Source organism: Gordonia sp. i37, from assembly GCF_002043085.1.
Lineage (GTDB): Bacteria > Actinomycetota > Actinomycetes > Mycobacteriales > Mycobacteriaceae > Gordonia > Gordonia polyisoprenivorans.
The window spans coordinates 1-10,855 of the sequence record NZ_MVPX01000527.1; the positions used below are offsets into that span (position 1 = coordinate 1).

Here is a 10,855-nt window from a genome sequence, read left to right on the forward strand (position 1 = left end):
TGGGACCGAATGTCGCCGCGTATCCGATCACCGTGCTGGCCGCGTGGCGCCGTGGCGCGTCCATCGTCGGGCTCAATCTCCGTCTGCCGACATCGGATCTCGCCGCGATGACGCGGGCGGTGCGTCCCGCCCATCTGGTCTACGAGGCGCACTATTCGGAACTTGCTGCCGCCCTGGATGTTCCGAGCCGGACCGGGGTGGCCTCCGACGACGTATCGTGGCCACCAGTTGTGTCGGCGGGTGGCGCCGGGGTCGACCGTGCGGCGATGGATACCGACGCCGACGACGAGGCGCTGATCTACTTCACCTCGGGATCGACCGGACATCCGAAGGCGGTGCCGTTGACCCGCGGCGCGATCGAGGCGACGCTGCCCTATGCGGCCGTCCATCGCTTCGACGAGAACTCCCGAGCGCTGGTGATCCCACCGAACTTCCATGCTGCCGGGGCAACCTGGGCCAACTACGGCATGTACATCGGGATGCGGCTGGTCTACATCGCCGACACCTCTCCGGCCGGCATCGCCGATGCCATTGAGGAGCACGGCATCACCCATACGCTGATGGTGCCCACCCTGATCCACTCGCTTCTCGGCGAACTCCGCGAGCACCCCCGTGCGCTTCCGTCGCTGCAACACGTCGGCTACGGCGCCTCGTCGATCACCCAGCAACTGCTCGGTGACGCCATCGGACTCCTCGGCTGCGAGTTCGCACAGGTCTACGGCCTCTCCGAAACCGGTGGCGGCGTGACCTTTCTGGAGGTCGATGATCACCTGGGCGATCACCCCGAGCGACTGTCCTCAGCCGGAAAACCGGGTGCCGGTATCGATGTCGAGGTCCGCGATCCGGACGGGTCGGTACTCGCGGCCGGCGCGTCCGGCGAACTGTGGTTTCGCTCGCCCTGTGTGACCCGTGGCTATCTCGACAATCCCGATGCCACTGCGCGGGTGCTCGTCGACGGCTGGTTCAACACCCGTGACATCGGCTTTCTCGACGACGACGGCTACCTGTATGTGCAGGGCCGTTCGGACGACATGATCTGCACCGGTGGGGAAAACGTCCACCCGCCGGTCGTCGAGGAGGTCCTCTCTGCGATGCCGGGTGTCGAGGAATGTGCGGTGTTCGGCGCACCCGACCCGCATTGGGGCCAACGGGTGTGCGCGGCGGTGGTCGCCACGGAACCGATCAGCGAAGCCGACGTGATCGCCTGGTGCACCGAGCGTCTCGGGCGTTTTCAGGTACCCAAGTCGGTGGTGTTCCTCGACGAACTGCCCCGCACGGCGACCGGGAAGGTCAAGAGGTCGGCGTTGAGTGTGTGATCGACCGCGTGTGGGATCGACCGAGTGTCACACCAGATCGGTTGTCACCGCGACCATTTCGGCATTGATCGCCACATCGTATGAATACTGCGATATTCCGTCCTTGTCTTACATGGATGGCAGACCTAGCGTGGCAGAGGTATGGGGTGGATCACAGCTGAGAGGTCGCACATGTCCACATTCGTTCTCGTCCACGGTGCTTGCCACGGCGGATGGTCCTGGCGACCGGTCGCCGAGATCCTGCGCGAACAGGGCCACACCGTCTACACGCCGACGTTGCCGGGACTCGGCGCCGAGGACGCCCGCGCGGACGTTCGATTGTCGGATTCCGTTGCAGCGCTCGTTGATTACGTCGAGACTCGGGACTTGCACGACATCGTCCTCGTGGGGCACAGCTGGGGCGGGTTCCCGGTGTCCGGCGCTGCCGCGGCGATCGCCGATCGGATCGAGCGACTCGTCTACTGGAGCGCGTTCGTTCCGCTCACGGGCGAATCACTGATCGATCTGTGCCCGCCCGCCTACGGCGACATGTTCCGAGCCTCGGCCCAGTCGTCGCGGGACAACTCGGTGATGTTTCCCTTCGAGGTATTCGCAGGAGCGTTCATGCAGGACGTCGGCGCCGAGGTTCAGCGGGTGATCCACCCGCTCCTCGAACGCCAGCCGTTCCACACCATGAATGACTCGCTCGACCTCGATGACTGGGCGCGGCTGGCACTTCCCTCGGTGTATCTGCTCGCTGAGGACGACTTGGCGCTGCCCCCAGGCGAATACGGCTGGGAACGCTTCGCCGGGCGCCTCCCCGAGGGCTCACCGATGCTGCGGACCCCCGGTAGCCACGAAGCACAACTGTCGTCGCCCGCCACACTCGCCGCGAGCTTTGTCGAGGCGGCGACGGTGCCACTGCAACCGAAGGTGTCCTCTGCTCGGCGGTAGCCGAGGCGGAGGAGTGAGACGTGCACAGCCCACGCATCGCGATCATCGGCGCAGGAATCGGCGGCCTGACGCTGTCACTCGCGCTTCGTCGCCATGGCATCGCCAGCGAGATCTACGAACGCACCGAGGAATTGCGGGAGGTCGGTGCAGCCGTCGCGCTGTCGGCGAACGCGACGCGCTTCTATGAGGGTCGGCTCGAACTCGGTGACCGATTCGCGAAGGTGTGGGCCGAGATTCCCGAACTGATCTTCCGCGACGGCCGCTCCGGCGAGGTCATCGGCCGGCACTACGGCGGCGAGGAGTACCGCCGCCGTTACGGCGCGCCCTACGCCGGCGTGCACCGGGCCGATCTCCAGGCCATCCTGTCGGAGGCAGTGGGTCCCGACACCCTGCATCTCGCCCGCACGCTCACCGACATCGACGACAGCGGTACCGAGGCGGTTCTGACCTTCGACGACGGCTCTACCGCCGCAGCCGATCTCGTCATCGGTGCCGACGGCGCCCACTCCACCGTTCGACGACTCGTGCTCGGCTACGACGACGCCCTCTACTCGGGCTGCTCCGGCTTTCGCGGCATCGTCGACCCGTCGCACCTACGGTCGCTACCCGACCCGGAGGCCATTCAGTTCTGGATGGGGCCGGGTGGACACCTGCTGCACTACCCGATCGGATCCGGCGCACACAATTTCCTGCTCGTCGAACGGGGCCCGGCACCGTGGCCCTACCCTGCCTGGACTGCGCCGGCCACTGATTCCGAACGGATGAAGCACTTCTCGGGCTGGCATCCGGCGGTGACGGAGATGGTCGAGGCGGCCCCTGTCGGGGATCGCTGGGCGTTGTTCCACCGCCCGCCGCTCGCGCGATGGAACCACGGCCGCATCACGCTACTCGGCGACGCCGCGCACGCCCTCGTCCCGCACCACGGTCAGGGCGCCAACCAGTCCATCGAGGATGCCATCGTCCTCGCCGACCAACTCGCCGCGGGCACCGATCTCGACGCCGCGCGCGCCGGCTACGAGGACCTCCGTCGAGACCGCACCCGGCGGGTGCAGTACGCCTCGATCACCACCGCCGACGTGCTCCACCTGCCCGATGACTCGCCACTTCTCCACGGGCGCAACGCCCGTCTGGGAGCACCCGGCTTAGCCGCTCGCCATCTCGACTGGATTCACGGCTTCTTTGCCTCCCACTCCTGAGGTCACGAGGTCCAGGCATCCGTCCAACACCGCACGGTCGTAGTACTCCGCCGGGGTTCCGCCCGCCACCGCGAGGGTTCGAGCGTGCCGAAAGTGGAGGTGCGCGTCGTGTTCCCAGGTGAATCCGATACCTCCGCTGACCTGGATGAGTGAGCTCGACGCCGCCAGATAGGTCTCACCGGCCGCGGCATGCGCCAGTGATGCGAGGTGCACCGCGGTATCGGGGTCGGCAAACGTCGCACGGTCCAGCGCCGCGGCGCCCGCGGTCACCAGTCCGCGGGCACCGACCACGTCGACCGCGGTCTGCGCGCACCGGTGCGCAATGGCCTGATAGCTGCCGATCGGGTGGCCGAATTGCTCTCGCACTCCGGCGTATTCGACCATCAACGACACACATCCTTGAGCCCCGCCGACCTTCTCGGCGGCCCGCAGCAGCGTCGACGCATCGCGGAATCGTTGCAGCGCAGCATCATCGCCGGGCTCGGTGATGAGCAGGGCCGGCGCACCGGTGACGGTCACATCGGCGCGCGGCAGTGCGAAGTCGACGGTGCGTCGGGATCTCCGGTCGGCGGAGTCGTCGAGTATCACCAGCGCGGCGGCAACGCCGTCGTCGGTGCGCACCTCGGCGACCGCGAGCCCGGCAACAACACCGTGCGACACTGCCGAGAGCACACCGGTCGCCGCGCCGGCACGCCAGAGCGGAAGAGATTGTGGCTCTGTGACTTCGGTGTCGAGAGTCGACCCGGGGACGACCATACCAGCGAGCAGACCCTCGATTGTTCCGGTGAGGTCGACGGCATCATTGAGGCCACCGAGCGCGCCCTCACCGAGCGCGCCCTCACCCAGAGCGCCCTCACCCAGAGCGCTCTCACCCAGGCCCCCCTCACCCAGCGCCCAAGTCGCGAGCACGGCGGCCCGCACCGGCCCGGGATACAGGGCGGCTCCACACTCCTCGACGGCGGCCACCAAGCAATCCAGACCCAACCCCAGACCACCCCACCGCAGCGGCATACCCAAGCTGCACAGCCCGACGTCCGTGGCGAGCGTCCGCCAGCCGCTCTCGTCGAATCCACTCGGCTGCCGGCCATCCCTGGTGCGGCGGACCTCGTCGAGACCGGGTCGGGTCGCGAAGTAGTCGCGCAGGGCGGCACGCACCTCGTCCGGCGAGATGTCGGGTGTGGTGCCGGCCGGACGGGAGCTGTTCAGAGACTCGTCCATGACCGCTCGCCCAGCCACTCGGTGATGGTGTCGACCGCCTTCTTCAGGTACGGCAGCTGGGCACGACCCGAATAGTAGTGGGTGGCACCGACAATGGTGTGCATCTGCTTGTCCGGGTGGCCGACGGCGTCGTAGAGACGTTGAGTGTGGCTTGGCGTGCACGCGTTGTCGGCGCTGTTGCCGAGTACCAGCGTGGGCACGGCCAAATCGGCGGCACACCGCGGCCCATCGCCATTGGCGTCGTCGAAACTCCACTGCGACAACCAACTCCGCAAAGTGGTGAAGCGGGCCAGGCCCACCGGACCCATGTTGACGATCCTCGGGTCGCCGAGGTAGCAACCCGGTTCACGATCGTTGGGGTCCTGGGTGAGGTCGAGCCACCGGGGGTCGGCCATCGTGCCATGCACGACGAATCCCCGCTCCATCAACGGTTCTCCCTTGGCCCGCAGATCGTCGAGCTGCTCACGCACCCACGCCGTGATGCGCCGGTTCCGGTCGATCTGGGCCGCACGGTATCGGGTGACGAAGTCGTCGGTGTACGGCGGCTGATTCGGGTTGTTCGGGTTGTAGAGATCGAGTTCGGGATCACGCTTGTCGGGATCGGTCTCATCGAGGATCGACGGGTCCGTCCATTCGGTGAGCGTGCCGTGCCTGCTGACGTGCGCGGCGAGCAACATCATCCCGTCCGCCGCAGGCAGGTCGAGTTGCGTCAGATCGGGCGGCTCGCCGGCGGGGGTCGCGGTGACCGTCGCATGTTGCGCCTGCTGCTGGTAGTACAGCGACAACGCTCCGCCGCCACTCCACCCGGCGAGAACGACATTGCGGTACCCGAGCCGATCGCGGGCATCGGCGACGCACGCGCCGAGATCCTGGACGACCTTCTCCATGATCAACGCGCTGTCGACACCCCGGTAGCGGCTGTTGCAGTAGATGACGTGGTGGCCGGCGCGAGCGAGCGCATTGGTCATCGGTAGATAGGCTCCACCGCCGATGGGGTGCATGAACACGATAACGGTGTCCGAGCTGATTCCCTTGGGCTGCAACAGATAACTCTCGAGTACCACGCTCTCGGTGACACCGCCGTAGGTGTCCCGGTAGGCCGAGGTGTCGTCGAAGACGACGAGATAGGGGATGCGGTCGTAGTCGAATCTGCGCGCCGTCGAATCCGTGGGGCTCATACCTGTGCCTCCGCGGCGACCTCGGCGGCAGCTGCGGCCGTCATCACCGGGGTGGCGATGAGCCGAAGACGTGTGTCGATCGCGATGACCTGCCATTCGACGCGTTGGTCGACCTCGAATCGGCGCCGGGCTCGTTCGCGCGCACGCTCGGGGATGCCGTGGTGGATTCCTTGTGGCGCATGCGAAATCAGACCAGGCGGCATGTCGATGCCGAAGACGCTGCCGCCGTGATAAAAGGCGATCTCGTCGAAGTCGGTGTTGCGGTGATACCAGGGCAACCGTTCGGTGCCCGGGCGGCCTTCGACGGGTCGGGGCAGGAAGTTCATCACGTACACGCCGGTGGCCTGCATGAACAGATGCACCGTCGGTGGCAGATGCACCGTCTCGGAGGTGATCACGTCGTAGTCCTCGATGTTGAAGGTGAATGCGAAGTTGTCTCCGCGCCAGCCTTCGACGTCGAGCGGGTTGAACGGGTAGAAGAGCGACGTGGCGCCCTCACGCTGCCGGAAGCGCACCTCGTACTCTTCGCGCCCGTCGTCGGGGAATACCTCCGCCTCGGGCACGACCACCAACGACGGGTCGAACGGGAAGAAACGTCCCAGCACGCCGGCGTCGGGGACCCGGTACTCCTCGGTGGCCTCGATGATCAGGAAGTGGCAGCGATCGTCGGGGATCTGCCGGAAGGTGGTGCCCTTCGGGAGGTAGACCCAGTCGCCCGGGCGGTAGGCCAGTCGCCCGAATTCGGTCTCGAAATGACCGGTGCCGTCGTGGACGAAGATCAACTCGTCGCCATCGACGTTGCGGGTGTAGAAGGGCGCCACGGTGTCTCGACGCGACAACGAGATCCGACAATCGGCGTTGTAGAACATGAGCAGCGGCTCACCGGCCGGATCGATCTGATCGGTCGGCGTCAGATCCGTTGTCGCGCGGTCGACCCCGGCGAGATCTCCGACGGCACGGTACTGCGTCGGGTCGTTGCGGCGGTACAGGTGTGCGGTTCGCCCGGTGAACCCGTAGCGGCCGAGCTCGTCGTCCTTGAGGTCCTCGACGTCGCGGTGAACCTGACGAGGCGTCCGGCCCTTGCGGTGGGTGATGAACGACTCCATCTCGACACTCCTTCGTGGGTGGTGCGGCACGGTCGTGCCGGAAACTATCGGCGGGGCAACCCGAGTCCGCGGTGAGCGATCACGGAGAGCTGGATCTCGTCGGTGCCACCGGCCAGGTGCAGGGCGGGAACGCCCAGGATGAACTCCGACCACGCGAAGGTGTCGGGGTCACCGTTGTCGACGAATGCCCGTTCCCCGAGCACTTCGGTAGCCAGACGGGCGATCTCGTCGGCGGCGCGGACCATCAGCAACTTGAGCACCGATCCGCTGACCGGCGCCATCCGGTGGCTCCACGATCCGGGGCTCAGCCCGGCCGCGGCACGCATGGCGGTCACGGCGGTCACGGTACGCGCGATCTGCGGCCGATGGACCGGATCCGCCTCGGCGTCGAGGCGGCGCACCAACTCGACGAGCCGCGTCATCACGACCGGCGTCAACGGTCCACCGGGTCCGCTCATCGTCGACCGCTCGCTACCCAGGCTCGTCGAGGCCACCGCCCAGCCCTCACCGATCCCCCCGATCCGGCGGCTGTCGGAGACCCGGACCCCATCCAGAAAGACCTCGTTGAACGCCGCTCCACCGGTCATCTGCCGGATCGGGCGCACCGTGATCCCTGGGGCGTGCATGTCGAGCAGGAACATGGTGAGGCCGGCATGTTTGGGCGCCTCGGGATCGGTGCGCACCAGGGCCTCGCCGACGTCGGCGAGATGGCCCATCGAGGTCCACACCTTCTGACCGGTGATCACCCAGTCGTCACCGTCACGCACCCCACGGGTGGTCACCGACGCGAGGTCCGATCCGGCGCCGGGCTCGCTGAACAGCTGGCAGCCGATCAGATCGCCCCGGAACAGCGCGGGCAGCACGGAGTCGCGCAAGTGCGCGGGCGCGTGTCGGAGCAGGGCCGGCGCGACGATGTTCAATCCGACGAAAAGCGCTTCCCTGGAAGGGAATCCGAGCTCATCGAGGACGTTCTCCAAGACCTCGTCGTGTGCCGCGGACAGCCCGAGGCCGCCGAGGTCGACCGGCCCGCCGGGCCATGCGACACCCGCGTCGAACAGCGCCCCCTGCAGTCGGCGCATCCGCGCGACCACCTCCTCGTGACCCGCACGAAGCTCTTCTACCGCCGCGATCCGGTCGCCTCCGAAATCATCGGTGACGGGATCTTCTGCGGCAGAGCAGAACTCACCGGTCAGGTCTGCAAGACGACGTCGCAGATATCGGGCGAAGGCGTCGAGCCCTGTGGGAATCCCGGTGAGCGTCATGCCAATCCCGCGAGCTCCAGAGCCGCGCGCTTGGCCTTGTCCATGTCGTAGTGTTTGCGTGCCACCAGACGTTGCGCGTACAGCCCGCCGCCGGACTGCAGCATCGTCACCAGCTGCCAGCCACCGTAGGCGTCGGCGGTGAAGTCGCGGATGGCGTGGAACAGTCTGGTGCGGTAATCGCCGTCGATGCCGTCCTTGGTGCGCATGTACTTCCTGATCAGCGGGCCCACCTCGTCGTTGTCGAGGTCGGCGGTCGACGGTGCGGTGAGGATCGAGCCGCCGCCGATGTCATGGAGATGTCGCACCATCAGGCTGTAATCGGCTGCGGCGTAATGCTTCGCGGCATTGGTGTAGAGCTCGCTCGGGAAGTACCAGCCCTCCGGGCTCTCCTCGGCGTTGGCGATCGCCGCCTCGAGGCCGGACCGGACCATGGTGGCGTAGATGACCATTTCGGCGATCTTCTCGCGAATGTGGTTGATGCGTTCGGTGCCGTTGGCCTCGGCGATCAGCTGCGCCAGCCCGACGAGTTGATCGGCGAACTCCGACATGTGGGCGGTTCCGCCGAGACGCTCCCACAGTCCGAGCGCGTGGGCGAAGGTCGCCGAATGGCCGACCTGGCCGTCGAGGAAGACCCGCTCGGCGGGGACGAAGACGTCGTCGAAGATGATGAAGCCCTCGGGCATATTGTGTTTCGCGCTGACCGGGAAGTCGCCTTCGCGCTCACGGGGTGCGTAGCTGGTGTTGACGATGCGCACGCCCGGCGCGTTGACCGGCACCGCGCACGCGATCGCGTAATCCTCCTCGCCCGGTTTCATGTTCTTGGTGGGCATGACGACGAGTTCGTGACAGACCGCCGCCGACGAGATGTGCAGTTTGGCGCCACGGATGACGACCCCGTCGGGGCGGCGCTCGACGATCCGCGTGTAGACGTCGGGATCCTCCTGCGCCCCCGGCGGCAGCCGACGGTCGCCCTTGGCGTCGGTGATGGCCTGCACGCAGCGCAGGTCGTTGCGCCGGCAGTAGTCGAAATAGTCCTCGATACGTGCGGACGCCTCGGGGTGATCGGCGCGCATGCGGGCGGCCGCGGTCAGCAGCGCGAGTAAGCCCTGGCTGGTGGTGACGGTGACCATGTCCCAGTGCAGCAGGTCCGACAGCAATTCCTTGAGTTGGGCAGGGCTGCGCGGGATGTCGAAGTACGGACCGCTCGCATCATCGCCCGGCCGGTAGTAGTCGGCGTAACCCTGGCCCACGAGTTCGATGGCGGTGGCGAATTGCGGGTGCCGGGAAAGGTCCTTGACCTGCTCTCCCTCGGCGAAGATCCGGCGACCGTCGTCGAGGGACGCGACGTAGGAGTCCCTGGTCATCATCGCCATGTGAGGCCTCTTTCGGGGTGAGGGGATTGGGCGCGCGAGTTCGGCTCGACTTTTCTGATGCTAGATTCAGATTCAGAAATATACAAGCGCTTGTATGCAGGCCGTTGCACCTGCACGCCGAGTGGGTGAGGCTGGTTGTCATGACCGTGCAGGTACGCCCTGCGACGCATTTCGACGACGTCGCCACCATGGTCGGGCCGAAGCGTCCCGACGCCAACGTCTGCTGGTGCCTGAGCTATCGAATCCCCAACGCCCTGAACCGCACCCTGGCGAAGCAGGAGCGTGGACACTACGTCCGGAAACTCTGTGCTGCCGATCCCCCGCCGGGTGTTCTTGCCTACCTCGACGACGAGGTGGTCGGCTGGGCTGCGATCGCCCCACGCGCGGAGACCACCTTCGCGACGAACCGCAGGATCCCCCACGTCGACGACCTCGACGTCTGGTCACTGTGGTGTGTCCGAATCCGGCCGGGTTACCGCAAGACCGGGCTTGTGCACCCCCTCATCGCCGGTGCCGTCGAGTTCGCACGGGATCGGGGCGCACCCGCGGTCGAGGCGTACCCCGTGGACAACCGCGGCGCACGCGTCGACCTCACGATGGCCTACGTCGGCACCCGCGCCATGTTCGAGACCGCCGGTTTCGTCAAGGCTTCCGACACGACGTCGGTGCTCAACGGCTTTCCGCGGATCATCATGCGATTGCCGCTGGGGTGAGGGTGTGCCGTGGCCCGGATACTTTTCGGCGCAAGGGGTCTCGAGGCTCCGTCGCTATCGCTCCTACGCACCTCGACCACCGGGAGGACAGCCTCGTCGCCGGCACTCCTGCGCACCTCGACCACCGGGAGGACAGCCCCGTCGCTGGCGCTCCTACGCATCTCGATCACCGGGAAGACGACCACCCGTTCCGTCGGTCACGGGCCCGTTTTCCCGATGGTCGAGGTGCGAGCCGCGTGCGGCGAGCCTCGAGACTGCTTGCCCCGTGGCTGGTTCCAGCTCACCCCGACGAGCGAAGAGCATCCAGCGAGCAGTCGGGGACGTGAATCCAGTCCTCCCGCAGCGCCACCGATCGGTCGGCGTCGTCCGGCATACGAGTGCGCCCCAGCTGCGCCGCACGGGCGATGAGTGCGGTGACGACGGCATCGAAGGCGTTGTCGTCACGGCACATGAGCGCGCGGTGATCGCCGAGATCGAGCCACCCGGCCGCGTCCTGCAGCGCCGACACGAGATCGGCCAGCGACTCCCGGTTAGCCGCGGTTAGCCGCCCGCTTGTAGCC

At 66.9% G+C, this 10,855-nt stretch carries 10 protein-coding genes; 4 read left to right on the forward strand and 6 right to left on the reverse strand.

Features of this window, described 5'->3' with window-relative positions; genetic code table 11:
* The 3 genes from B1964_RS26155 to B1964_RS26165 form a co-directional block, all read left to right on the forward strand.
* A partial coding sequence (locus B1964_RS26155; RefSeq protein ID WP_079931883.1) for a class I adenylate-forming enzyme family protein occupies nt 1-1,316 on the forward strand: 1,316 nt, incomplete at its 5' end.
* A gap of 171 nt (nt 1,317-1,487) precedes the next feature.
* Nucleotides 1,488-2,249 (forward strand): alpha/beta fold hydrolase, encoded by a 762-nt coding sequence (locus B1964_RS26160; protein ID WP_079931884.1) that lies wholly within the window; start codon nt 1,488-1,490, stop codon nt 2,247-2,249.
* A 20-nt stretch (nt 2,250-2,269) separates the two neighbouring features.
* Nucleotides 2,270-3,445 (forward strand): FAD-dependent monooxygenase, encoded by a 1,176-nt coding sequence (locus B1964_RS26165; RefSeq protein ID WP_079931885.1) that lies wholly within the window; start codon nt 2,270-2,272, stop codon nt 3,443-3,445.
* On the opposite strand, the gene B1964_RS26170 is transcribed toward B1964_RS26165, so the two are convergent.
* Genes B1964_RS26170 through B1964_RS26190 form a run of 5 tightly spaced genes read right to left on the reverse strand, consistent with a single transcriptional unit; the run spans nt 3,392 to nt 9,573 of the window.
* Complete coding sequence (locus B1964_RS26170; RefSeq protein WP_253194206.1) at nt 3,392-4,663, reverse strand: acyl-CoA dehydrogenase family protein; 1,272 nt, start codon at nt 4,661-4,663, stop codon at nt 3,392-3,394. The genes B1964_RS26165 and B1964_RS26170 overlap by 54 nt on opposite strands.
* Nucleotides 4,648-5,841 (reverse strand): alpha/beta fold hydrolase, encoded by a 1,194-nt coding sequence (locus B1964_RS26175; RefSeq protein ID WP_079931886.1) that lies wholly within the window; start codon nt 5,839-5,841, stop codon nt 4,648-4,650. Before B1964_RS26175 ends, B1964_RS26170 begins: the two co-directional genes overlap by 16 nt.
* Nucleotides 5,838-6,947 carry a homogentisate 1,2-dioxygenase gene (locus tag B1964_RS26180; protein ID WP_079931887.1) on the reverse strand — a complete coding sequence of 370 codons (1,110 nt, stop codon included), beginning with the start codon at nt 6,945-6,947 and terminating at the stop codon, nt 5,838-5,840. Before B1964_RS26180 ends, B1964_RS26175 begins: the two co-directional genes overlap by 4 nt.
* Nucleotides 6,948-6,991: 44 nt before the next feature.
* Entirely contained in the window at nt 6,992-8,209 is a 1,218-nt protein-coding gene (locus B1964_RS26185; RefSeq protein ID WP_079931888.1) for an acyl-CoA dehydrogenase family protein, read from the reverse strand.
* Nucleotides 8,206-9,573 carry a 4-hydroxyphenylacetate 3-hydroxylase N-terminal domain-containing protein gene (locus tag B1964_RS26190; protein ID WP_253194207.1) on the reverse strand — a complete coding sequence of 456 codons (1,368 nt, stop codon included), beginning with the start codon at nt 9,571-9,573 and terminating at the stop codon, nt 8,206-8,208. The genes B1964_RS26185 and B1964_RS26190 overlap by 4 nt, the downstream gene beginning before the upstream one ends.
* 149 nt (nt 9,574-9,722) lie before the next feature.
* Between B1964_RS26190 and B1964_RS26195 the strand changes: the two genes are divergently transcribed.
* Entirely contained in the window at nt 9,723-10,295 is a 573-nt protein-coding gene (locus B1964_RS26195; protein ID WP_079931890.1) for a GNAT family N-acetyltransferase, read from the forward strand.
* Between the two features lie 280 nt (nt 10,296-10,575).
* Here the strand turns inward: B1964_RS26195 and B1964_RS26200 are convergent.
* A partial coding sequence (locus tag B1964_RS26200; protein WP_139765880.1) for a DUF429 domain-containing protein occupies nt 10,576-10,855 on the reverse strand: 280 nt, incomplete at its 5' end.

Excerpts from the sequence above, each read along its gene's own strand:
- B1964_RS26160 (WP_079931884.1), top strand. The coding sequence starts at position 1,488 with ATGTCCACATTCGTTCTCGTCCACGGTGCTTGCCACGGCGGATGGTCC.
- B1964_RS26170 (WP_253194206.1), bottom strand. The coding sequence starts at position 4,663 with ATGGACGAGTCTCTGAACAGCTCCCGTCCGGCCGGCACCACACCCGAC.
- B1964_RS26175 (WP_079931886.1), bottom strand. The coding sequence starts at position 5,841 with ATGAGCCCCACGGATTCGACGGCGCGCAGATTCGACTACGACCGCATC.
- B1964_RS26180 (WP_079931887.1), bottom strand. The coding sequence starts at position 6,947 with ATGGAGTCGTTCATCACCCACCGCAAGGGCCGGACGCCTCGTCAGGTT.
- B1964_RS26185 (WP_079931888.1), bottom strand. The coding sequence starts at position 8,209 with ATGACGCTCACCGGGATTCCCACAGGGCTCGACGCCTTCGCCCGATAT.
- B1964_RS26190 (WP_253194207.1), bottom strand. The coding sequence starts at position 9,573 with ATGACCAGGGACTCCTACGTCGCGTCCCTCGACGACGGTCGCCGGATC.
- B1964_RS26195 (WP_079931890.1), top strand. The coding sequence starts at position 9,723 with ATGACCGTGCAGGTACGCCCTGCGACGCATTTCGACGACGTCGCCACC.